The following is a 21,263-nucleotide window of genomic DNA, read 5'->3' as shown; positions in this document are numbered from 1 at the left end:
AAACGTTTATCATCCGCCCTGTCATCGAGTCATAAAAGTGTCACAGAAAATTCTAATAATTGGCGCACCCATCTTCACAGAGGAGAGAGAAGGGAATGGCTAAGCGAATTCTGGTGGTTGAGGACGAGGCACCGATCCGCGAAATGCTCTGTTTCGTGCTGGAGCAGAAGGGATACGAGACGATTGAGGCGGAAGATTTTGCCGATGGACTGGCGAAGGTGCGTGAACCCTACCCCGAACTCATCGTGCTGGACTGGATGATGCCCGGTGGCAGCGGTATCCAGTTCATCAAGCAGCTCAAGCAGGATGAGGTGACCCGCCAGATCCCGGTGGTGATGCTCACCGCTCGTGGCGAGGAAGAGGACAAGGTCCGAGGTCTCGAGGCGGGGGCCGATGACTACATCACCAAGCCGTTCTCTCCCAAGGAGCTGACTGCTCGCCTGCATGCGGTGATGCGCCGGGTCTCTCCCACCTCGGTGGACGAGGTGATCGAGGTGCAGGGGCTCAAGCTGGATCCTGTCTCTCATCGGGTCAGTGCCGAGGAGAAGGCGCTGGACATGGGGCCGACCGAGTTCAAACTGCTGCACTTCTTCATGACCCATCCCGAGCGGGTCTACAGCCGCGAGCAACTGCTGAACAATGTCTGGGGGACCAATGTGTATGTCGAGGACAGAACCGTGGACGTGCACATTCGTCGCCTGCGCAAAGCGATCGAAGAGACTGGACACGACAGACTGATCCAGACGGTACGTGGAGCCGGATACCGTTTCTCAACCCGTCTCTAAGAGGCAATTATGTTGCAACCTTACGCCTGGCGGCGACAGTTGTGGCGAATGGTATTCTTCTATTCGCCGTTCGTGTTGGTCGGCTGGTTGATTGATCATCTTGCCCTTTGCCTGCTGGTGGCAGCCCTGCTCCACCTCGGCTGGCACTACCGCTTCCAGAAGCGCCTGTCGGACTGGCTGTGGCACGATCGCAGCCTGGTTCCCCCCCATGGCAGTGGCAGCTGGGAGCATATCTTCAACGGTATCTACAAGTTGCAGCAGCGCCACCGGGCCAGACGGCGCGAGCTGGCGGGCCTCATCCGCCGTTTTCGCGAAGGGGCCGAGGCGCTGCCCGATGCGGCCGTGGTGATCCGTACCGACGGCAGCATCCTCTGGTGCAACCGGCTGGCCGAACAGCTGCTGGGGTTTCGCTGGCCGGAGGACGCGGGCCAACACGTGGGCAACCTCATCCGCAATCCGGCTTTTGGCGCCTACCTCGGCAAGGGGGAGTATGACGAGCCCCTCGAGATGAACTCCCCGGTCAACGAGGAGAAGTTTCTCGAGTTTCGCATCATGCCCTATGCCGAGGATCAGGCCATGCTGGTGGTGCGGGACGTGACCCGGCTGCGCCATCTGGAGAAGACCCGCAAGCATTTCGTCTCCAACGTCTCCCACGAGCTGCGCACCCCGCTCACCGTACTCAAGGGCTATCTGGAGATGACCGAGGAGCCGCCGCCCCCCGCGGTGTGGGCCAAGGCGCACAGGGTGATGATGGAGCAGACCATCCGCATGGACAACCTGGTCAACCAGCTGCTCACCCTGTCGCGCATCGAGGCTGCGCCGTCGGTGGATCTCTCCCATCTGGTGGACATGCCCGCCATGCTGGGGCTGCTGGAGCTGGAGGCCAGGGCGCTCTCCGGCGAACGGGGACACCAGATCGAGTTCAATGTGCAGTCAAACCTGTTCGTGCGCGGTGATCAGGAGCAGTTGCGCAGCGCGGTGTCCAACCTGGTCTACAACGCCATCCACTACACCCCGGCGGGGCGCAACATCACGGTGGAGTGGCGTGCCCAGGGCACCATGGCGCTGTTTGCGGTCAAGGATGAGGGGGAGGGGATTGCCCCCGAGCACCTGGCGCGGCTCACCGAGCGTTTCTATCGGGTCGACAAGGCCCGCTCGCGCCATACCGGTGGCTCGGGGCTGGGCCTTGCCATCGTCAAGCATGCCCTCAGTCATCACGACTGTCACCTCGACATCGAGAGCCGGATCGGCCTTGGCAGCCGCTTCAGCTTCCTCATACCGGCACGCATGGTGGTGATTAAATAATCTTTTTAGACAATGAGTTAGATACGAAGGAAGGGCTGCATCCGCAGCCCTTCCTGCATTTGTGCAAATCCTTGCCCATGTCATTAAAGTGTCACATTAAATCCATAAATTTGTCACTGCCAGGTCAGATACTGGCGCCGTTTCAAGAACGGACCTTCTGTAACTTTGGAGAGGGTGATCGGGTTTGAACCATGTATCAACGTCATACTGACGATTGCCTTCTGCAACCTTGGACTTGGAGAGATTGGATGAAACTCAACAAACTGGCTGGTGTTATCGGATTCACCGCTGCAACCCTGTTTTCTGCCAGCACCCTGGCCTATGGTGTCGATAAGGATCTGCCAGAGTACGCCCCGACCAGCGGCATCTCCGGCAACCTGTCTTCCGTCGGCTCGGACACCCTGGCCAACATGATGACCCTGTGGGCCGAAGAATTTAAGCGTGTCTATCCCAACGTCAACGTGCAGATCCAGGCCGCCGGTTCTTCCACCGCGCCGACCGCCCTGACCGAAGGGGTTGCCCAGTTTGGCCCGATGAGCCGCGCCATGAAGGCGGGCGAGATCGAGGCGTTCGAGAAGCGTTACGGTTACAAGCCGACCGCCATCCGCGTGGCCGTCGATGCCCTGGCGGTGTTCGTCAACAAGGACAACCCCATCAAGGGGCTGACCATGCAGCAGGTTGACTCCGTCTTCTCCAGCACCCTCAAGTGCGGCGAAGCCAAGGCAGCCACCAAGTGGTCTGATCTGGGTCTGGAGGGCAACTGGTCCAGCAAGGATCTGCAGCTGTTCGGCCGCAACTCCGTCTCCGGTACTTACGGCTACTTCAAAGAGCACGCCCTGTGCAACGGCGACTTCAAGAGCGGCGTGAACGAGCAGCCGGGTTCTGCCTCCGTGGTGCAGTCCGTCTCCGCCTCCCTGAACGGCATCGGCTACTCGGGCATCGGTTATGTCACCTCCGGGGTTCGCGCCGTACCGCTCTCCAAGGATGGCAAGACCTTCGTCGAGGCGACCTCCGACAACGCCATCACCGGCAAGTATCCGCTCTCCCGCTTCCTCTACGTTTACGTGAACAAGCACCCGAACAAGCCCCTCTCCCCGATGGAGCAGGAGTTCGTGAAGATGATGTTGTCCAAGGCGGGCCAGAGCATCGTCGCCAAGGACGGTTATGTGCCGGTACCGGCCAAGGTCGCCATGGCCGACCTGAAGAAGCTGGACATCATGTAACACTGCTGCCAGCCCGTGACGCAAAAACGAGCCCCCTGCGGGCTCGTTTTGTTTTATGGGACGCCGTTTTGGCAAGTCGGGCAGGATCTTCTCGGCCATTTTTCGGCTATTGAAAAATGCACTCCCTTGCGTCCCGAGTCGGCATTTCCGAAAATAGGGCAACGTTATGGTTAAGGAGTCTTTCATGACCGCCCCGTTTTACAAGTTTGGCCTGGCAGCTCTGTGCACGTCTCTGCTGCTTGGTTGTGCCCAGTCACCGACCGGTCGCAGCCAGATGTTGCTCTACTCTCCCCAGCAGATGAGCCAGCTGGGAGCAGACTCCTTCGAGCAGATGAAGAAGCAGGAGAAGGTGAGCACGGATGCGAGGCTTAACGCCTATGTCTCCTGTGTCGCCAAGGCGGTGACCGCCCAGGTGCCCGCCAGCTATGGCATCAGCAACTGGGAAGTGGTGGTGTTTGACTCCAAGCAGGTCAACGCCTTCGCCCTGCCCGGTGGCAAGATCGGGGTCTACAGCGGCCTGCTCAAGGTGGCCAAGAATCAGGATCAGCTGGCCACCGTCATCGGTCACGAGCTGACCCACGTGCTGGCCCAGCACTCCAACGAGCGTCTCTCCCGCAGCCAGCTGGCGGATATCGGTCTGTCGGTGGCGGACATTGCCATGGGCACCAGCGAATATCGCGGCGCCACCATGGCGGCCCTTGGCCTTGGCATGGAAGTCGGGGTACTGCTGCCCTATGGTCGCGAGCAGGAGAGCGAGGCAGACCGTCTGGGGCTGGATCTGATGGCCCGCGCCGGTTTTGATCCCGCCGCCGCCATTCCCCTGTGGCAAAACATGAGCGCAGCCTCCGGCGGCAAGAATCCGCCCCAGCTGCTCTCCACTCACCCCAGCAACGAGAGCCGCATCGCCGAGCTGCAGGCGCAGCAGGCCGAGGTACAGCCTCTCTATCAGCAGGCACGTGCCAACGGCCTGGTGCCCCAATGCAAGGCATAAGCCTGCGCATGGCGCGGCCCGATGACGCCGCCGCCATGACGGTGATGCAGCGGGCCAGCTGGCTCGCCGCCTATAGCCAGGTGCTGGGCCAGGACATGCTGGCCCAGCTGGACGTGACCGAGCATCTGCAGATCTGGCAGGGCCGGCTCGCCGAACCAGGTCCGCGCCCCATGTTGCTCTGCCTGGATGAGGTGGTGATAGGCCTTCTTTACTGGCAGCAGGAGCAGGAGGAGGGCCTCGCCACCGCCAGGATCCGGGCGCTTTATCTGCATCCGGATCACTGGCGCCATGGGTATGGCAAGCGACTGTGGCAGGCGGTGGCGATGCAGATGCGGCGCAGCGGCTGCGAGTGCGTCAGATTGTGGCTGCTCGATGGCAACCGGATCGGTGAGGGGTTTTACCTGCGCCGCGGCTTCGTGTTCGACGGCAAACAGCGGACCCTGACCAGCCTTGGCCAACCTTGTCTACAGCGGCAAATGTTCCGTCTGCTTTGATCCCGCTTTGGTTTTACGCCCCGTGTCACTTTATTTTTTTTGCGAATTAATACAATGTCCCCCCAGAACTGATCCGGATGACAGCTAACAGACAAGGGAGTGCGGGCATGTATTACGGCTTTGATATCGGTGGTACCAAGATTGCCTTTGCGGTGTATGACGGAGCCTTGAATCTCTGTCATGAGGAGCAGGTGGCCACACCGGGCAATGATTACGAGGCGTTGCAGCAGCTGATCCGCGAGCGGGTCGAGCAGGCAGACGCCCGCTTTGGTGCCAAGGGGGCGGTCGGCATCGGCTTTCCCGGCATCCTCAATCGTCACGACCACTGCATAGTGGCGGCCAACCTGCCCGCCATCAACGGTCGCCATCTGGGGGCCGATCTGGCGGAACGGCTGGATCGCCCGGTCAAGGTGGACAACGATGCCAACTGTTTCCTCTGGTCGGAGGTGCACAAGGGAGCGGCGGATGGCGCCGGCAGTGCCCTTGGGGTCACCATCGGCACCGGTATTGGCGGCGCCGTCTACCTCGCAGGCACCCTCATCCAGGGGCGCAACTGGCTGGCCGGCGAGATAGGCCACTACCCGCTGCCGGCCACCATCCTGATGAAATACCCCGAGCTGCCCCGTCCCCGCTGTGGCTGTGGTCGTCTGGTCTGTTTCGAGACTTACGCCTCCGGTACCGGGCTGGAGCGGCTCTATCACCATTTTCACGGTCAGCGTGCCACGGGGCGCCAGATTGTGGCACGTTTCGAGGCCCATGAGCCCCATGCGGTGGCCACGATCGATTGCTGGCTGGAGATCATGGCCGCCGGCCTGGCTACTGCCATCTCGGTGATCGATCCCGAGGTAGTGGTGCTGGGCGGGGGCCTGAGCGGCCTGCCCGCTCTCTACGAACAATTGCCGCTGCGCCTGCCCGGCCATTTATTGCCCGGGGTCGCCCTGCCCGAGATCCGCCAGGCCCGCTTCGGCGGTGCCGGTGGCGTGCGTGGTGCAGCCTTGCTCAACCTGTGAGATCGGATGTGGGGTCTGATCTCCCCGATAAAGGAGTCGTCATGACCCGTCTTGAAATCTGCATCGACAACCTGGAATCCCTGTTTACCGCCCAGCAGGCGGGGGCGGATCGTATCGAACTCTGCTCCGCCCTGGGGCTGGGTGGCCTGACCCCCTCCCATGGCTTCATGCAGTTGGCGGCGCGCCATGCCACCGTGCCCGTCTATGCCATGATCCGTCCCCGTGCCGGCGACTTCTGTTTCAGCGATGGCGAGTTCGAGATGATGTTGCAGGACATTGCCGCGGCGCGTTCGGCCGGTTTGCAGGGGGTCGTCGTCGGTCTGCTGGATGCAGAGGGGCGGGTGCCCGCCGCCAGGCTCAAGCAACTGGTGGAAGCTGCAGGCCCCCTTGGTGTCACCTTCCACCGCGCCATCGATCTCTCCTCCGACTGGCGGGCGGATCTGGAAATCATCGTCAATGCCGGTTGTGAGCGCATCCTGAGCTCAGGCCATGCGCCGACCGCACTGGCGGGGCTTGAGACTCTGCAGGCCATGCAGCAGGCGCTGGCGGGCCGTGCCAGCCTGATGCCGGGGGCCGGAGTCAATGCCGACAACGTGCGCACTATCATCGAATTTACCGGGGTGAGCGAGGTACACATGTCCGGCATGGGCTGGCGTGGCGGCATGGTGCCTCACGGAGTCAACATGGGCACCTCGGACGATGGCCGGGTCAATATTACCGATGGTTCCAAGGTAGCGGCGGTGCGGGCTTTGCTGGATCGACCCTGATCCTCTGATCAACGCCGCCTGCGGGCGGCGTTTTTGTCGCGGCATGTGAACTCACTCCCACGGACGGGGAAATCAGGGGCGGCGCCGGCAGCACCTGGCACAAAAGTCTGATATCATCCCGACTCTTTTACATCAGGACCCGGAGCAACATCTCAATGTCCCAATACGACTCTATCGAACAGAAGGCCAGCTATGGCATCGGCCGCAACATGGGTGATCAGCTGGCGCAGCAAGCCTTCGCCGGTCTGGATATCCCGGCCCTGCAACAAGGCCTGGCGGATGCCCTGAACGGTCTGGAATTCGCGGTAAGCCGTGACGATATCAATGATGCCTTCCAGGTCATCACCGCCCGCATGCAGGAAGAGCAGGAAGCGGTCGCCAAGGCAGCTGCCGCCGAAGGCGAAGCCTTCCTGGCCGACAACGCCAAGCGCGCCGAAGTGACCGTGACCGATTCCGGTCTGCAGTATGAAGTGCTGGTCGAAGGCAACGGCGCCGTACCGGTAGCCGGTCAGTCCGTGCGTGTTCACTACCACGGTACCTTCACCCACGGTGGCGTATTCGACAGCTCGGTCGCTCGCGGCCAGCCGGCCGAGTTCCCGGTGACCGGCGTGATCAAGGGCTGGGTTGAAGCCCTGCAGCTGATGCCGGTTGGCTCCAAGTGGAAGCTCTACATTCCGCAGGATCTGGCTTACGGTGCCCGTGGCGCCGGCTCCATCCCGCCCTACTCCGCTCTGGTATTCGAAGTGGAGCTGCTGGACATCCTGTGATCCGGCTGGCGTGATGCAAACGGCGACCCTCGGGTCGCCGTTTGTTTTTGGGCGAGTTTGCTGGTGGGTTAAAGGTGGCGACGAGCACTCATGGGGGGCTTTTTTCGCCGCCGGGAACCGTCATACTGCAACTGAACCCCAGTTGAGGTGTGTCCCATGAACAAGATGATGAAGGTGGCGTCGGCCATGGCTGCGCTGCTTGCCACACTGCCTGCCAGCGCCGATGCGATGCGTTGCAAGAATGCGTTGATCACTGAGGGCGACAGCACGGCCCTGATGCTGCTCAAGTGTGGAGAGCCCATGCTGCGCGAAGAGCTCAGTCGCAATGAGGAGAACCAGTTCGGTTATCTGGTGCCGGTGAAGTATGGCGAGCGCTGGACCTACAACTTCGGCAAGAGCGAGTTCATGCGCTTCGTCACCGTGCGCAACGGCGTCATCACCGATATCGAAAACGGCCCGCGCGGCGAGTAGCCGGCGGGCAAACAGCATGGAAGCATTAAGGACAGGAGGGCAAATCCCCTTGACTCACTGTTCCGGCAAGGGCTCGGCGTGACTGAGCTGGCGCAGGGCCTGGTTGATCTGGCCTGCCAGTCTCAGGCGCCGGTGGCAGCTCAACCCGTGCAGACTGAGCCTGCCTGCGCTGAATTCAAATGTTCCCCATGACTCGATGGCAAAGGAGCCCCGGTGGAAGCTCTTGATATATCTTGCGATCTGCCGCGGGGATAACTGCTTGAAAACCTTCATCACAACGTCACCTGCTTGCTTGAACAGGGCACACTATGGGGGCGGTTGATGACAGCCATGTGACGTTTCATCGAGTTTTGCATGAATCCTTTTTTGGTGATCCCTTCGGGCAAAGCAAGGGCACCATTTGAAAAAGTAGTGCCATTACAATCCCTTGCACCGATATACTGCGGGCAGTCGAATGGAATGAGCAAAAGGGCCTGCACGTGGAATGGGTTGATGTGGTGGATGAAGAGAACCGGGTGATCGGGGTGGCCGAGCGGGCCAAGGTGCGACGGGAGAATCTCTGCCATCGTGCCAGCTACATCCTGGTGCTCGACGAGGCGGATCGCATCCTGGTGCAGCGCCGTACCCTCTGCAAGGATTTCTGCCCCGGCATGCTGGATGCCTGCGCCGGTGGCGTGGTGACCGCGGGCGAACAGATGGAACCCTCTGCCCGGCGCGAGCTGGCCGAAGAGCTTGGGATCCACGATGTACCGCTGCAAGGCTTCGGTACTTTTTATGCCGAGGGGGAGGGGTATCGGGTCTGGGGTGGCCTCTACAGCTGCCGCTATCAGGGACCGCTTCAGCTGCAGGCCGAAGAGGTGAGCGAGGTGCACTGGATGAGTCAGGCCGAGATTGCCGCGCGGGCCGACGAGTTTACCCCGGACTCCCTGCTCGCCATCGCCACCTGGCAGGCTCGGCGCTAACAGCAATCTCATCCGGAACAATACGGGCAGCCAGTGGCTGCCCGTTTGCGATCCTAGTCCAGCTTTAACCGCCGGTTGGTGCGTCCGCAGGGGCTGGGGGTCGCGAGCCAGTGCCCCTGCCAGTCGGTGACAAGGCGCAGCAGTGGATACTCCAGATCGAGCCGGGTCACCACCAGCTGTCCGCTCTCCCCTGCGTTTACCGGCTGGCCGCTGGCCGGGTCGATGATCTCCACCAGGCAGCTCTCGTTGACGATAAAGCCCTCGCCGGGCTGGCTCTCGTAGGCCACCACGCCTATGTCCTGCCAGACCAGGCAGTTGAACGCCTGAATACCGTAAATGGCCTGTAGCGGGGCCGTCTCGGGGTGGGTAACCTCGCACAACAGGGCGGTTTGCAGGGAGTCGGTGGCCACCTCGGCCGCCTCGGCGGCTTCCAGCAGATCCAGCAGGGTGACCAGCGGGCCGACAAAGCCGGTAGGCTGGTAGCGTTGCAGCGCCTCCAGCTGGCGCTGGGTGTCATGAGGGCCGCAGGGCACCACGGGAGCGCCGAGCTGGCGGGCGCCGTTGTCGAAGATGAAGGCGGTAGGGCCGGCGTGGTAGTCGTGGCCGTTGAGCATCACCTCGCCGGACTTGAAGCCGGCGGCAAACAGGGCGCGCGCGGCCCCCCACCAGTCCGCCCCCGCATATTCGGGAATGGCCAGCTGGCCCGGGCTTGCGAAGGCGCGCAGTGCCTGGCTGGCGGGGCGACCGGTCAGTCCGGCAAACGGCGGATGGGCCTGCTGGGCGGCAAACAGTTCGGCGCTGTCGAGCAGGGGCAGGGTGGCCAGTTCGGCCAGATCCTCGAGACGGCATTGACGATAGGCACTGGAGTAACCGGCGCAATACTGGCTGACGTGGGTAAGTTGATGATTAAGCTGGTCCAGTTGCTGTTGTGCACGCAAGGCGGGGGGACGAATTTCCAGACCATCGTAGTAGTGTTGCATGGGGCCTCCTGGCGCCGTGAAACCTGCTCAAGATTAGTCTGCCTGCTGGAAAAATGCCTGCCGGGGAGCGGGTCGTTGCGATGGGATATGACGGATGGCTGCGCTAGACTGGGGCTTCACCAATCGACTCGGGACGAGAGATCATGATTGCAGTTGGCCAACCCTTGCCTTCGGGCGAATTTACCTTCATCACAGCCGCGGGCAAGCAGATACAGGATGTCCAGACCCTGTTTGCCGGCAAGAAGGTGGTGCTGTTCGCGGTGCCCGGTGCTTTCACCCCCACCTGCTCCAACGCCCATCTGCCGGGCTATGTGGTGCTGGCCGACCAGTTTCAGGCCAAAGGGGTGGACGCCATCTGTTGTCTGTCGGTCAACGATGCCTTCGTGATGAAGGCGTGGCAGGAGGGGCAGAACGCCGACGCCATCACCATGCTGGCGGACGGCGACGGCAGCTGGACCCGAGCCCTTGGCCTTGCCAAGGAGACGGGGGCCTTTGGCGGCCTGCGTGCCCAGCGCTTTGCCCTCATCGCCAACGATGGTGTGGTCGAGCAGCTCTTTGTGGAGGAGCCGGGCAAGTTCGAGGTGTCGGATGCCCAGAGCCTGCTGGCGGCGCTGTGAAATCATCAATCGTCGTTTGATTTCCCCTTGAAATAGAAAGGCGGCCCGCTACACTGGGCCCGCTTCTGGAAGAAGCCAGGCCCGTGCCTGGCTTTTGTGTTTGCAGACCATGGAATAGAGACGATATGACCCTGGCTTTTGTTGCCCTGATTGCCGGACTGGCGCTGCTGGTCTGGAGTGCGGATAAATTTGTCGATGGCGCCGCCGCGACCGCCCGTTATGCCGGCATGCCACCGCTGCTCATCGGCATGGTGATCATCGGTTTTGGTACCTCGGCCCCCGAGATGGTGGTGTCGGCCCTGGCCGCCTCCCAGGGCAACCCCGGGCTGGCGCTCGGCAATGCCTATGGCTCCAATATCACCAATATTGCCCTGATCCTGGGTTTGACGGCTCTCATCAGCCCGATTGCCGTTGCCTCCCAGGTGGTGCGCAAAGAGATCCCCATCCTGCTCGGTATCACCCTGCTCTCCGGTGCCCTGCTCATCGACGGTCATCTGGGCCGCACCGATGCGGCCATCCTGGGCGTCGTGTTCGTGGCGCTGATGGGCTGGTCCATCTGGGCCGGCATGAACGGCAAAGGGGATGCGCTGGATGCGGAGACCGAAGAGGACATCGAGAGCGAAGGCATGTCCCTCAAGCTGGCTCTGTTCTGGCTGGTGGTGGGGCTGGTGCTGCTCATCGGTGCCTCCCGTCTGCTGGTATGGGGCGCGGTGACCATCGCCCAGGGCTTTGGCATCAGCGATCTGGTGATTGGTCTCACCATAGTCGCCATCGGCACCTCGCTGCCGGAGCTGGCCTCCTCCCTTATCGCCATTCGCAAGAATGAGCACGATCTGGCCCTCGGCAACGTGCTGGGTTCCAACCTGTTCAACACCCTGGCGGTGGTCGGGATCGCGGCAGGGATCCATCCGCTGGATGTGGCGCCGGAAGTGCTTTCCCGCGACTGGAGCCTGATGATGGGGCTGACCCTGCTGCTGCTGGTGATGTGCCTGGGTCGCAAGGGGCAGGGGCGGATCAACCGGCTGGAGGGGGGCGTGTTGCTCTCCTGCTTCGTGGGTTACACCGGCTGGCTGCTCACCAGCCAGTTTATCTGACGATTCGCCAGACAATAAAAAGAAGGGGGAAGCATCGGCTTCCCCCTTCTGTTTTTGGCGAAGGCCAATCAGGCCACGGCCACCAGCTTTTGCCCCTGCTGGGCGCTGTCCAGGATCAGGATGCTCGCCTTGGGGAAGAAGTTGAAAGTGGAGGCCGATGCCCAGGTGTAGGCCCCCATCACCCGGCCGACCACCAGCTCGCCAATCTCCAGATCCGGCAGCATGATGCCGTCGCGGATCACGTCCACGCTGTCGCAGGTAGGGCCGGAGAGCACGGCGTTGTGCAGCTCGCCGTGGGCATAGGGGGTGCTGACCGGATAGGTGACGTGGTCATAGAGCTGGCCGTTGTAGCTGCCGTAGAGACCATCATCCAGGTAGTACCAGATCTTGTCGCCGCGGTGGGCCTTGCCCATGACGCTGGCCACCGAGGTCATGGCTGGCGCGCTGATGAAGCGGCCCGGCTCGGCGATCTTCTGCACGGTGGCGGGCAGCTTGGCCAGCGCCTCGCGGATCGGGGCGCAGAAGCCGTCGATGTCGAACTCGCCGCCGTCATAATCCACCGGGAAACCGCCGCCGATATCCAGCACCCAGGGCTTGAGCCCGAGCTCCCAGGCCTGCTCCATGATCTCGCGACAGGCGTCGATGGCCTGCACGTGGCGACGGGCGTGAGGCACCTGGGAGCCGACGTGGAACGACAGCCCCATCACCTTGATCCCCTTGGCCTGGGCCAGCTGCAGCAGGGGCAGCGCCTGCTCCGGTGTACAGCCGAACTTTTTGGAAAGATCGACCTTGGTCTCGGGATTGGGGAAGCTCACCCGTAGCAGCAGCTTGACCTCGTCCTTGTAGGGCAGGAACTTCTCCAGTTCCAGCGGGTTGTCATAGACGAACACGGTGCAGCCGTATTCCAGCGCGTAACGGATGTCGCTGTCGCGCTTGATGGGATGGGTATGAATGCAGCGCCCCGGGCGGACACCCTGACTGCGCACCAGATCCACTTCGCCATTGGTGGCCAGATCGAAACAGGCCCCCTCTTCCTTCAAGACAGAGACCACCGCCTCGTGGGGCAGGGGTTTGAGTGCATAATGCAAGCGCACATCGGGCAGGGCGGCCGCCAGGGCCCGATACTGTTTGCGGACGGCTGCCTTGTCGAGCAGCAGCAGGGGGGAGCCGAATTGTTCAACCAGCTGACGGTAATCTTGTGCGACCAGGGTTTCGTTCATTCTCTTTTGAAAGTCCTTAGGGGGCGTGATATGCCCAAGCCATATGCGATTGAACCGGCGACGGCCGGGTCAGGCGAGCGGTCCGGCGGGACCAACCTGGCACAGTGCATAAATTGAGAGCAAGGTGCTTGGTTATGCGCGGGATTATCGGCTTATTGAGTTTCTGTGCAAGCATTTTGATTGGATATGTTGTTGAGTTTTTCTGCATGAAACGAGATAGAGAATTGCTTTTTATCCCGTCATCTTGTGCGTCGGGACACGTTTGATGCAGGCCAGGTTAACTCTATGATTGTTAACCACTATTTAACATCTTGCCGATGAGATGGCCGATCATGAAAAAAGTGCGGGAGCGGGCCGGCAAGTGCGAGACAGCTCACAATTTTTGGATTACCATGCCCGCTTCCTAATCCAAATTAGTTCGGATGAAGGTAGCAGGAGAGCGATGGGCAACCATCCACCGAAGAAGTGAATCTTTCAGGTACCGGGCAACCGGTGTGGACTGCTACTGGACGATACTCTGGAGAGACCCGTTGAATCGGGCGCCGAAGGAGCAAGGCACCATGATTGCATCGCAATCTGGCGCCGGAAACTCTCAGGCAAAAGGACAGAGGGGATGGGATGGTTGTACTTTGGGTTGTACTTTGGCTTAGCCCGCATCCGATCGCCTCTGGCCGATCGCGACACCTATGGGAAGATCATCCTTCTCCTCCTTAATTTCTGTTTCTTAAGGAGGATGCATGTCATCAATTCAAACGGCGCTCACCGCCATCGATAGTTTTGTCTGGGGGCCACCCCTGCTGATCCTGCTGGTCGGGACCGGCATTTACCTTACCCTGCGTCTGGGACTGCTTCAGCTGGTGCGTTTGCCACTCGCCCTGCGTCTGGTATTCGGCCGTGATCAGGGCCAGGGCAAGCAGGGGGATGTCTCCAGCTTTGGCGCTCTGTGCACCGCCCTCTCTGCCACCATAGGCACCGGCAACATCGTCGGCGTTGCCACCGCCATCAAGCTCGGTGGTCCGGGCGCCCTGTTCTGGATGTGGATGGCAGCCCTGTTTGGCATGGCCACCAAGTACGCCGAGTGCCTGCTGGCGGTCAAATATCGCCAGCAGGATGCCAACGGCCAGATGGCCGGTGGCCCCATGTACTATCTGGAAAAGGGGCTTGGCTCCAAGGTCCTCGCCAAGCTGTTCGCCCTGTTTGGCATCGGCGTGGCCTTCTTCGGGATCGGGACCTTCCCCCAGGTCAACGCCATCTCGGATGCCATGACACTGTCGTTCTCGGTGCCCCGCGAGGCGACCGCCGTGGTACTGACCCTGCTGGTGGGCCTGGTGACTCTGGGGGGGATCAAGTCCATCTCCAGCGTGTCAAGCAAGGTGGTCCCCTTCATGGCCCTCTTCTATATCGCCGCCTGTCTCGGGGTGCTGTTTGCCAATGCCGCTGCCTTGCCGGATGCGGTGGCGCTGGTGTTGCAGAGCGCCTTCACCGGCCATGCGGCCACCGGTGGCTTCGTCGGTGCCGGCATCATGCTGGCGATCCAGTCCGGGGTGGCGCGCGGCGTCTTCTCCAACGAGTCCGGGTTGGGCTCGGCTCCCATCGCCGCGGCGGCGGCCAAGACCAATTCCTGCGTGGAGCAGGGGCTGGTTTCCATGACCGGCACCTTCTTCGACACCATCATCATCTGCACCATGACCGGCCTGACCCTGGTGGTGACAGGAGTGTGGAGTGGGGATCTCAGCGGCGCCGCCATGACCAGCCAGGCGTTCGTCCAGGGGCTGGATGCCCATATCGGTCAGTATCTGGTGAGCATCGGCCTGCTGTTTTTTGCCTTCACCACCATCCTTGGCTGGAACTATTACGGCGAGCGCTGCACCGAGTACCTGTTCGGGGTCAAGGCGATCAAGCCCTACCGCCTGGTCTATCTGGTGCTGGTGGCGTGCGGCGCCTTCCTGCATCTCGACATGATTTGGCTGCTGGCCGATATCGTCAACGGTCTGATGGCGGTGCCCAACCTCATCGGCCTGATTGGCCTGCGTCACGTGGTGATTGCCGAAACCAGGGCCTACTTCAGCCGGGGAGCGGATACCGAGTCCGAGCCTGAGCCGCAGACCGCCTGATTTCGCCACCGCGTCTCACGTTCCCCTTGAAAAAAGCAAGCCACGACCCAGGGTCGTGGCTTTTTTGTGGGTGCGCCGAATGGTTGGTGAACCAAGAGCGTAATGTGGGTAAGGGCTAGTTGCCCGCCAGCAACCGTTGCAATCTGTGGTTGACCTCGGCCACCAGTTCGCCATCGCTCCCTTGCCAATGGATGGCTTGCGCGAGCGTGGTGGAGGTGCCCGGCAAAAAGCGCAGTTCCCCGCCCGCCAGCTCGTAGAAGCGGCTCGCCATCCGGGTACCCTCATCCACATCCCCCGTCACCAGCAGCATGGCCTGGGCCAGCACGGCGCCGCCGTGATCCTGACCCGGAGCCAACCAGCGCTGGGCGGTGCCGGTTATCTTGCGCCCCCCGATCACCAGGTTGTACTGGCCGTCACAAAACGAGCCGGGCACGAAGTCATAGCTCCCCTCAAGGCCGTATTGCGCCAGCAAACTCAGCAGCGGCGCGCCCAGCTGCCGGTAGTAGTGGGCGAGATCCGTGGTGGTGCGGGGCAGCAGCAGGGAGAGGTTGAGGATGCCGGCGCCGTGAGGCACGGCGGTGCCACCGCTGTCGCGTACAAACACGGGCCAGCCTTCGGCGGCGAGCTGCGCGCAGGCCGTCTCATAGCGGGGAAGCCGCGTATCCTTGCGGGTAACGATGAGGCATTGGGGCGCTTGCCAGAGGTGGGTCATGGCCATGCCAGTATGGGCGCAATCGCGCAGCCAGTGCTGCTCCCGAGCGAGGAGCTGAGCCGGGGTATGGCTTTCAGGCAGAGGGGGAAGCATGGAGTAGGGCATGGTGGCATCCTGAAGCATGACAGGCTTTGCACACTACCCGTGGCGGGTAGCCAGGTAAAGCCCCGCATGGCGGGGCTTGATGGCCGTTAACGGGGAGCTTGGGCGCAGGGCTTGCTGCGTTTGGGCAGCAGCAGGTTCAGGACGATGGCGGTGAGGCCACCGGTGGCGACGCCGTAGGAGAGCACGCTCTTGGCCAGCTCCGGAAGATGCTGCAGCACCTCCGGCACCTGGGCGACCCCCAGCCCCATGGCCAGCGACACCGCCAGGATCATCAGGGCACGGCGGTCGAGCTCTTCGCGGGCAATGATGCGCACCCCGGCGGCGGCTATGGTGCCGAACATGACGATGGTGGCGCCGCCCAGTACGGGCTCGGGGATCTGCTGCACCAGGGTCGCCACCGCCGGGAACAGACCGAGCAGGGCCAGCATGGCGGCGATGAAGAGGCCGACGTGGCGGCTGGCCATGCCGGTGAGCTGAATGACCCCGTTGTTCTGGCTGAAGGTGGACATGGGGAAGGTGGAGAAGAGCGCCGCCAGCATGGAGTTGCAGCCGTCGGCCAGCACGCCGCCCTTGATCCGCTTCATGTAGACCTTGCCGCTGACCGGCTCGCCGGAGACATCCGAGGTGGCGGTCATGTCACCGATGGCCTCGAGCGCCGTCACCACGAAGATGATGGCAAGCGGCACGAACAGCTGCCAGTCGAAGCCGAGACCGTACTTGAGGGGGACGGGTACCATCAACATCGGCCCCTCGAAGGTAGGGGCATTGATCTTGCCAAGCAGCAGCGCCACGGCATAGCCCACCAGCATGGCGATCATGATGGCGGAGAGGCGCAGCCAGGGGTTGCGGCTGCGTTGCAGCAGGACGATGAGACCAAGCACCAGCAGGGAGAGAAACAGGTTGCTGTGGCTGGCGAAGCTGCCATCGGCGAGGGCACCGTAGCCGCCCCCCATGCTGATGAGGCCTACCTTGATCAGGGTCAGACCGATGAGCAGCACGACGATGCCGGTCACCAGCGGGGTGATCACCTTCTGCACCAGGTGCAGGCAGCGGCTCAGGATCACCATGGTGAGGGCCGCCACCAGCATGGTGCCGAACAGGGTGCCCAGCATATCGTCGGTGGGCATGGCTGCCTGTTTGAGGGCGAGGCCGGAGGCGATGATTGGCCCGAGGAAATTGAAGCTGGTGCCCTGCACCGAGAGCAGGCCGGAGCCGACGGGACCGAAGCGGCGGGTCTGGATGTAGGAGGCGATGCCGGACATGACCAGCGACATGGAGACGATATAACGGGTATCTTCGGCGGGCAGGCCCAGGGCGTTGGCGATGATGAGGGGCGGGGTGATGATGGCGACAAACATGGCGAGCATATGCTGCAGGGCGGCGAACAGCGTCTGGGGCAGGGGCGGGACATCGTCTATGCCGTAGACCAGTTCGCTGTGTGCCCGCCTGGGGGGATGGGCCTCGGGGGCGGTCTGCGTGGTGGCAACCTGTTCCATAAAAACCTCAAAGTATGTGGGGATGGGGAGAAAAATTGGGCGCTATTGTAGAGATTGGCACGCCGCTGACCAGCGTTTATTAATCAGAAAAAGGTTTATTTTTCGGTGGGTTGAAACGTTTGCGCGCGGCGATTATGATATGTCGCTTTGTGTGAGCCAGATCTCCTTTTTATTCGTTGCGCAAATGACATTCTTACCACTTAGTAGGTGTAAAATGGGCCCCCGACCTTGATGTGGAGCCGCTGGATGCTCAAGTTGTCAGAGTTCTGGAGTGCCAAGGCACACTCCGAAGACTTTACCCGCACGCGCATGGGCTTTATGACGGTGCGTTTGCGTTTGCTCACCTGCCTGTTGATCGTCGGTTTGCCCGCCTGGGCATTGGTGGATTGGCTGACCCTCTCCCGCGCCCATTTCGAAGAGCTGCTTCAGGCCAGGATCTTCTGTGCCCTGGCGCTCTCGCCACTGATCCCGCTCTCCTACCTCATCAACTTCAGACTGCAGCGCATGAAGCTGGCGCTCGGCTACCTGATGGTGGTGATGATGCTCTTCTCACTCGTCAGTTTGCACAGCTTCGGGACCGAGCAGCAGCTGCAGGTAGGCTATGTGGTGTTCCCTTATCTCTTGATCACCCTGTTTGCCATCTTCCCCATTCCCCTCTTGCGCGGTTTGCAACTGGCCGGCGTGGTGCTGCTGACCATGGTGCTGGGGCGCTGGTTATTGGTGGGGCAGACTCTGTGGAGCCAGGCCACCCTGAACCAGGTGTGGGTGCTCAGTCTGTTTGCCATGGCCAGCTGCTGGGTGCAGTGCGGCCAGCTCAACATGCTGCTGCGCCTCTATCGGGAGTCCACTACCGACGAGCTGACCGGCATGATGAATCGCCGCCTGTTGCTCAAGCAGCTGGAGCAGGCCCGGGCCCGGTTGCTGACCAGACAAAAGCCGTTTGCCGTGCTGCTGCTGGATCTCGACCGCTTCAAACGAATTAACGATATCTATGGCCATCTGGCGGGGGATGCGGTGCTCAAGGAGGTGGCTACTACCCTGGATGAACAGCTGGAGTCCGGTATGGTGCTGGGGCGTTATGGCGGTGAGGAGTTTGCCATCCTGCTGCGCAATTGCGGCGATCCATCGGAGGCTGCCCGCATCGCCGAACGGCTGCGGGTATCGGTCGAGGCGCGTCTGGTAAAGAGCCCCACTTCCGATGAATTGCTGGAGGTGACGGTCAGTATTGGCATCGCTCTGGCGCGGAGAGGCGAGAGCATAGATGCCCTTATCAATCGGGCCGATGAGAGCCTCTATCAGGCCAAGATGGCGGGGCGCAACTGCGTGGTGGTGGAACGCCCGCAGGCCGAAAAAGCAGATGCCGCCTGAGGGCGGCATCCTGTGGTTTGCTTGGGCGTGAGGGTCAGCCCAGGCGGTATTTGCCGGAGAGCTGCTGGGCCAGCAGCTTGAACATGTTGAACACCGCCATGGTCTTGCCGGTCGGGGTGCCATCTTCGGCCAGGAAGTACTCCCCCTTGAACACCAGGATCTCCCCCTTCTGCTCCACCGAGTCGGCACGCATGCCGTGGATGAAGTCTTCGTGTTCCCGGATCATCTTGTTGGCCATCTCCAGCAGGGCAGTCTCGGTGATCAGCTCTTTCTGTGGTTGCATGCTCGTCTCCTTAAACGACTACTGGACAGGGGCATAGCATGCCCTGCCTCTGATTGAAGAGGGGGCTAGCATACTGCAAACGGGGTTTTTCTGTCATTGATATGACCCCGGGTTTGTTCTCCCCTATCCCATCACCAGGTTTCTGAGCCAGCGGCGCTGGCGGATCCTGTGCTGCACCAGCAGTACCTTGCTGAGCTCCTCCAGCAGTACCACGGCGACCACCCATGAGAGAGGCCAGCCGAGCAGGCTCACCGCCACCCAGGCGAGCGGCAGGCCGATGCACCACATGCCGACAATGTCGATGAAGATGCTGTAATTCACATCGCCCCCCGAGCGCAGCACCCCTATGATGCCCACCATGTTGAACACCTTGAGCAGCATGCCAAGACACATGATGGCGAGCACCTGCCCCGCCTCGCCCATCAGCTCGGGGGGGAGGTTGCCGACCCACTGCAGCAGGCTGGTTTGCAGCAGCCAGACCGCAACGCCAACCAGCAGGGCGCCCACGGGGGCGATCACCAGAAACAGCTGGGAGTGCTGCCAGGCCGCCTCGTACTCCTCGGCCCCGAGCCGGTGGCCGAGCAGGGTGGAGCAAGCCACCGCCAGCCCGAAGAAGAGGGAGATGAGGATGCTCTCGAGCGTCCCGAGGGTGGTCATGATGGCGAGCGAATCCGTGCCAAGGTGAGCATAGAGAAAGCCGTAGAGCAACATGCCGAAGGCCCAGAGACCGTCATGAAACAAGAGCGGCAGGGCGATCAGGGTAAAGCGCACCACCTCCTTGCGTTTGAAGGCGGCCAGCCAGTCGACAGCGCGCGGAACAAGGCGCGACTCGTGACATCTCACGTAGAGCAAGAGCAAGGCGGTCTGCAGCAGTCGGGAAAGTGTGGTGCCCCAGGCCGAGCCGGCCACCCCCATGGCCTCGAAGCCGAAGTGGCCGAAGATGAGGACATAGTTGAGGATGACGTTGGCAATGATGGCGATGATGCCGATGCGGGTCGGCGCCGTTGCGTTGCCGATGGAACGCAGGGCTGACTCCAGCGGCACCACAATGGCGGTGCAGAGGATGGTGGCGCCGGTGATCATCAGATAGTGGTCGGCGAGCGGGCGCAACTCGGGATCCTGGCTGGCAGAGCCCAGCACGCTACCCGGTGAGAGCACGTAAACGAGGGCAAACGGCAGGCTCACCAGGGTGGCCCCCACCAGCGCCAGCGCCAGGGAGCGGCGCACCCCGGCCATCTCGCCGCGACCATAATATTGTGCCGCCAATACCGAAACCCCGCCTGCGAGGCCCGCTATCACCAGCAGATTGAAGAAGAAGACCCGGTTACCCAAGCCGACTGCCGCCACTGCCGTGGTGCCAAGCTGGCTCACCATCATGATGTCGATGAGACCGAGCAGGGAGAACATCATGGACTGCAGTGAGACGGGCAGGGCCAGTCGCCACAGTCTGGACATGAACTCGCGATCGGTGGTTTGTTTTAAAATTGCTTGCCAATAATTCATTTGTGTTAACCGGGTATAAGAAAAGCAAGGCTTGTCAGGGGTATGATAAGAGGCTAAGCGGATGGTCTCACTGTGAGTGAGTCTCGGTTTTCTTGTGCAAAACTATCCTGTTGGGGTGTTATGGGATTTGTCAGCGAGTGTCTGGAAATTGCACCGTCTTGCGAAGAGCGGATGCTGGGGCGTGAAGGTCTGCCCCTGCTCGGCGAGGCGGGCATCTTCCTGACCGGCTTGTCGGTGATCCGCGAACACTACCTTATTCGTCGCAACCGACCCGAGTTTCACATCCTGATGGTGAGCCACGACGAGGGGGGCGCACTGCTCACCGACGGGGGAGAGCAACCCATTCCAGCCGGGTCGCTAATCTTTTTGCCCGCAGCCGTGCCGGGCGGCCTCAAGCTGGTGGGCGAGCAGTGGCACACCAGCTGGATCCTGCTCGACGACGTGCCGCGCTGGCAGCATCTGCACCGGCTCGGTCATCGCATCTGGCAGGGGGATGGCGGAGAGCAGCTCCATCATCTGCTCAGCCTGATCCAGGGAGAGGGGGTCCGCTCGCCCTTGCAACCCCAACTGCTGAGCCTGTTGCTGGCGCTCCTGGAGCGTACCCTGCAGGGTGAGGTGCGTGGCACTCCCGAGATCCGGTTGCAGGCGCTGTTTCGCCGGGTGGAGGCGCATCTCGACGAGCCCTGGAGCGTGGTTCTACTCGCCGATCAGATGGCCTGCTCAGTACCCCATCTGCATCGCCTCTGTCGCCAGGTGTTCGGCATGGGGCCCATGGCCTGGCTCACCCAGCTACGGATGAACAAGGCGCGCCAGCTGCTGCTCTATACCAACTGGCCGCTGGCCGAGCTGGCCGGCCGGGTCGGTTACAGCGATGGCGCCAACTTTGCCAACCGCTTTCGCCGGCTGACCGGCCAGACACCGGGCGCCTTTCGTCGCCTGGGTCGCAAACCTTTTGCAACGGATGTGCAAACTCTTTGAAATTAACGGCGCAAGCCC

General features: G+C 61.8%; 22 protein-coding genes and 1 riboswitch. Of the genes, 15 read left to right on the top strand and 7 right to left on the bottom strand.

What is annotated here, in order from left to right; genetic code table 11:
• The first annotated feature begins 95 nt into the window (after positions 1-95).
• From phoB to BN1123_RS14455, 9 genes are all read left to right on the top strand, one after another.
• A complete protein-coding gene (phoB, locus tag BN1123_RS14495) occupies positions 96-785 on the top strand; it encodes a phosphate regulon transcriptional regulator PhoB (protein ID WP_026457670.1) in 690 nt (229 codons plus the stop codon).
• A gap of 9 nt (positions 786-794) precedes the next feature.
• Positions 795-2,090: a phosphate regulon sensor histidine kinase PhoR gene (phoR, locus tag BN1123_RS14490; protein WP_042027818.1), complete on the top strand. Its 1,296-nt coding sequence runs from the start codon at positions 795-797 to the stop codon at positions 2,088-2,090.
• A 248-nt stretch (positions 2,091-2,338) separates the two neighbouring features.
• Positions 2,339-3,313, top strand: coding sequence for a PstS family phosphate ABC transporter substrate-binding protein (locus tag BN1123_RS14485; RefSeq protein ID WP_026457722.1), 975 nt, complete (start codon positions 2,339-2,341; stop codon positions 3,311-3,313).
• A 184-nt stretch (positions 3,314-3,497) separates the two neighbouring features.
• Complete coding sequence (locus BN1123_RS14480) at positions 3,498-4,304, top strand: M48 family metallopeptidase (protein ID WP_042027817.1); 807 nt, start codon at positions 3,498-3,500, stop codon at positions 4,302-4,304.
• The gene (locus BN1123_RS14475) at positions 4,292-4,798 is read left to right on the top strand and encodes a GNAT family N-acetyltransferase (RefSeq protein WP_042027816.1); all 507 of its coding nucleotides are present in this window, start codon (positions 4,292-4,294) and stop codon (positions 4,796-4,798) included. The genes BN1123_RS14480 and BN1123_RS14475 overlap by 13 nt, the downstream gene beginning before the upstream one ends.
• Positions 4,799-4,905: 107 nt before the next feature.
• Complete coding sequence (locus BN1123_RS14470; RefSeq protein WP_042027815.1) at positions 4,906-5,808, top strand: ROK family protein; 903 nt, start codon at positions 4,906-4,908, stop codon at positions 5,806-5,808.
• Positions 5,809-5,849: 41 nt separating this feature from the next.
• Positions 5,850-6,575 carry a copper homeostasis protein CutC gene (locus BN1123_RS14465; protein ID WP_042027813.1) on the top strand — a complete coding sequence of 242 codons (726 nt, stop codon included), beginning with the start codon at positions 5,850-5,852 and terminating at the stop codon, positions 6,573-6,575.
• A gap of 155 nt (positions 6,576-6,730) precedes the next feature.
• Entirely contained in the window at positions 6,731-7,342 is a 612-nt protein-coding gene (locus BN1123_RS14460) for a BamJ family beta-barrel-assembly machinery protein (RefSeq protein WP_026458368.1), read from the top strand.
• Between the two features lie 156 nt (positions 7,343-7,498).
• Entirely contained in the window at positions 7,499-7,813 is a 315-nt protein-coding gene (locus BN1123_RS14455; RefSeq protein ID WP_042027811.1) for a DUF2845 domain-containing protein, read from the top strand.
• 54 nt (positions 7,814-7,867) lie between these two features.
• Here the strand turns inward: BN1123_RS14455 and BN1123_RS14450 are convergent, their stop codons facing one another.
• Positions 7,868-8,086, bottom strand: a complete 219-nt coding sequence (locus BN1123_RS14450; protein WP_042027810.1) for a DUF1107 family protein — start codon at positions 8,084-8,086, stop codon at positions 7,868-7,870.
• Positions 8,087-8,292: 206 nt separating this feature from the next.
• Between BN1123_RS14450 and yfcD the strand changes: the two genes are divergently transcribed.
• On the top strand, positions 8,293-8,775 hold the full coding sequence (yfcD, locus tag BN1123_RS14445) for an NUDIX hydrolase YfcD (protein WP_042027808.1): 483 nt from the start codon (positions 8,293-8,295) through the stop codon (positions 8,773-8,775).
• A gap of 53 nt (positions 8,776-8,828) precedes the next feature.
• Here yfcD and BN1123_RS14440 read toward each other — a convergent pair whose 3' ends face one another.
• Positions 8,829-9,755 (bottom strand): phenylacetate--CoA ligase family protein, encoded by a 927-nt coding sequence (locus BN1123_RS14440; protein WP_042027807.1) that lies wholly within the window; start codon positions 9,753-9,755, stop codon positions 8,829-8,831.
• A 143-nt stretch (positions 9,756-9,898) separates the two neighbouring features.
• Here BN1123_RS14440 and BN1123_RS14435 point away from each other — a divergent pair, with 143 nt between their 5' ends.
• A complete protein-coding gene (locus BN1123_RS14435; protein WP_042027805.1) occupies positions 9,899-10,372 on the top strand; it encodes a peroxiredoxin in 474 nt (157 codons plus the stop codon).
• Positions 10,373-10,497: 125 nt separating this feature from the next.
• Positions 10,498-11,466, top strand: a complete 969-nt coding sequence (locus BN1123_RS14430; RefSeq protein WP_042027804.1) for a calcium/sodium antiporter — start codon at positions 10,498-10,500, stop codon at positions 11,464-11,466.
• 68 nt (positions 11,467-11,534) lie between these two features.
• Here BN1123_RS14430 and BN1123_RS14425 read toward each other — a convergent pair whose 3' ends face one another.
• Positions 11,535-12,686: a type III PLP-dependent enzyme gene (locus BN1123_RS14425; protein WP_042027802.1), complete on the bottom strand. Its 1,152-nt coding sequence runs from the start codon at positions 12,684-12,686 to the stop codon at positions 11,535-11,537.
• Positions 12,687-13,193: 507 nt separating this feature from the next.
• Positions 13,194-13,304: riboswitch (glycine riboswitch) on the top strand.
• A gap of 119 nt (positions 13,305-13,423) precedes the next feature.
• On the opposite strand from BN1123_RS14425, the gene BN1123_RS14420 reads away from it, so the two are divergent.
• Complete coding sequence (locus BN1123_RS14420) at positions 13,424-14,800, top strand: alanine/glycine:cation symporter family protein (RefSeq protein WP_042027801.1); 1,377 nt, start codon at positions 13,424-13,426, stop codon at positions 14,798-14,800.
• A gap of 115 nt (positions 14,801-14,915) precedes the next feature.
• Here BN1123_RS14420 and BN1123_RS14415 read toward each other — a convergent pair whose 3' ends face one another.
• The gene (locus BN1123_RS14415; RefSeq protein ID WP_042027800.1) at positions 14,916-15,617 is read right to left on the bottom strand and encodes a lipoyl protein ligase domain-containing protein; all 702 of its coding nucleotides are present in this window, start codon (positions 15,615-15,617) and stop codon (positions 14,916-14,918) included.
• 86 nt (positions 15,618-15,703) lie between these two features.
• The gene (locus BN1123_RS14410; RefSeq protein ID WP_042027797.1) at positions 15,704-17,113 is read right to left on the bottom strand and encodes a nucleobase:cation symporter-2 family protein; all 1,410 of its coding nucleotides are present in this window, start codon (positions 17,111-17,113) and stop codon (positions 15,704-15,706) included.
• Positions 17,114-17,359: 246 nt separating this feature from the next.
• Between BN1123_RS14410 and BN1123_RS14405 the strand changes: the two genes are divergently transcribed.
• Positions 17,360-18,481: a GGDEF domain-containing protein gene (locus BN1123_RS14405; RefSeq protein WP_042027796.1), complete on the top strand. Its 1,122-nt coding sequence runs from the start codon at positions 17,360-17,362 to the stop codon at positions 18,479-18,481.
• Between the two features lie 34 nt (positions 18,482-18,515).
• Here the strand turns inward: BN1123_RS14405 and BN1123_RS14400 are convergent, their stop codons facing one another.
• Together BN1123_RS14400 and BN1123_RS14395 are read right to left on the bottom strand one after the other, a co-directional pair.
• The gene (locus BN1123_RS14400) at positions 18,516-18,764 is read right to left on the bottom strand and encodes a YciN family protein (protein WP_026458620.1); all 249 of its coding nucleotides are present in this window, start codon (positions 18,762-18,764) and stop codon (positions 18,516-18,518) included.
• Positions 18,765-18,887: 123 nt separating this feature from the next.
• On the bottom strand, positions 18,888-20,267 hold the full coding sequence (locus BN1123_RS14395; protein ID WP_042027793.1) for an MATE family efflux transporter: 1,380 nt from the start codon (positions 20,265-20,267) through the stop codon (positions 18,888-18,890).
• A gap of 120 nt (positions 20,268-20,387) precedes the next feature.
• Here BN1123_RS14395 and BN1123_RS14390 point away from each other — a divergent pair, with 120 nt between their 5' ends.
• Entirely contained in the window at positions 20,388-21,245 is an 858-nt protein-coding gene (locus BN1123_RS14390) for a helix-turn-helix transcriptional regulator (RefSeq protein ID WP_042027790.1), read from the top strand.
• Positions 21,246-21,263 lie beyond the last annotated feature (18 nt).

The organism is Aeromonas enteropelogenes (assembly GCF_000819845.1).
Classification (GTDB): domain Bacteria; phylum Pseudomonadota; class Gammaproteobacteria; order Enterobacterales; family Aeromonadaceae; genus Aeromonas; species Aeromonas enteropelogenes.
The sequence above is the reverse complement of the archived record's forward strand: the minus strand, read 5'-3'. Positions and strand labels throughout refer to the sequence as shown.

Bases quoted from the DNA above. Each gene is read 5' to 3' on its own strand.
- BN1123_RS14435 (WP_042027805.1), top strand. From the start codon at position 9,899: ATGATTGCAGTTGGCCAACCCTTGCCTTCGGGCGAATTTACCTTCATC.
- BN1123_RS14410 (WP_042027797.1), bottom strand. From the start codon at position 17,113: ATGGAACAGGTTGCCACCACGCAGACCGCCCCCGAGGCCCATCCCCCC.
- phoB (WP_026457670.1), top strand. From the start codon at position 96: ATGGCTAAGCGAATTCTGGTGGTTGAGGACGAGGCACCGATCCGCGAA.
- BN1123_RS14480 (WP_042027817.1), top strand. From the start codon at position 3,498: ATGACCGCCCCGTTTTACAAGTTTGGCCTGGCAGCTCTGTGCACGTCT.
- BN1123_RS14470 (WP_042027815.1), top strand. From the start codon at position 4,906: ATGTATTACGGCTTTGATATCGGTGGTACCAAGATTGCCTTTGCGGTG.
- BN1123_RS14405 (WP_042027796.1), top strand. From the start codon at position 17,360: ATGCTCAAGTTGTCAGAGTTCTGGAGTGCCAAGGCACACTCCGAAGAC.
- BN1123_RS14415 (WP_042027800.1), bottom strand. From the start codon at position 15,617: ATGCCCTACTCCATGCTTCCCCCTCTGCCTGAAAGCCATACCCCGGCT.
- BN1123_RS14400 (WP_026458620.1), bottom strand. From the start codon at position 18,764: ATGCAACCACAGAAAGAGCTGATCACCGAGACTGCCCTGCTGGAGATG.
- BN1123_RS14450 (WP_042027810.1), bottom strand. From the start codon at position 8,086: ATGAAGGTTTTCAAGCAGTTATCCCCGCGGCAGATCGCAAGATATATC.
- BN1123_RS14440 (WP_042027807.1), bottom strand. From the start codon at position 9,755: ATGCAACACTACTACGATGGTCTGGAAATTCGTCCCCCCGCCTTGCGT.
- BN1123_RS14485 (WP_026457722.1), top strand. From the start codon at position 2,339: ATGAAACTCAACAAACTGGCTGGTGTTATCGGATTCACCGCTGCAACC.
- BN1123_RS14430 (WP_042027804.1), top strand. From the start codon at position 10,498: ATGACCCTGGCTTTTGTTGCCCTGATTGCCGGACTGGCGCTGCTGGTC.
- BN1123_RS14465 (WP_042027813.1), top strand. From the start codon at position 5,850: ATGACCCGTCTTGAAATCTGCATCGACAACCTGGAATCCCTGTTTACC.
- BN1123_RS14390 (WP_042027790.1), top strand. From the start codon at position 20,388: ATGGGATTTGTCAGCGAGTGTCTGGAAATTGCACCGTCTTGCGAAGAG.
- BN1123_RS14395 (WP_042027793.1), bottom strand. From the start codon at position 20,267: ATGAATTATTGGCAAGCAATTTTAAAACAAACCACCGATCGCGAGTTC.
- BN1123_RS14420 (WP_042027801.1), top strand. From the start codon at position 13,424: ATGTCATCAATTCAAACGGCGCTCACCGCCATCGATAGTTTTGTCTGG.
- BN1123_RS14425 (WP_042027802.1), bottom strand. From the start codon at position 12,686: ATGAACGAAACCCTGGTCGCACAAGATTACCGTCAGCTGGTTGAACAA.
- phoR (WP_042027818.1), top strand. From the start codon at position 795: ATGTTGCAACCTTACGCCTGGCGGCGACAGTTGTGGCGAATGGTATTC.
- BN1123_RS14460 (WP_026458368.1), top strand. From the start codon at position 6,731: ATGTCCCAATACGACTCTATCGAACAGAAGGCCAGCTATGGCATCGGC.
- BN1123_RS14455 (WP_042027811.1), top strand. From the start codon at position 7,499: ATGAACAAGATGATGAAGGTGGCGTCGGCCATGGCTGCGCTGCTTGCC.
- BN1123_RS14475 (WP_042027816.1), top strand. From the start codon at position 4,292: ATGCAAGGCATAAGCCTGCGCATGGCGCGGCCCGATGACGCCGCCGCC.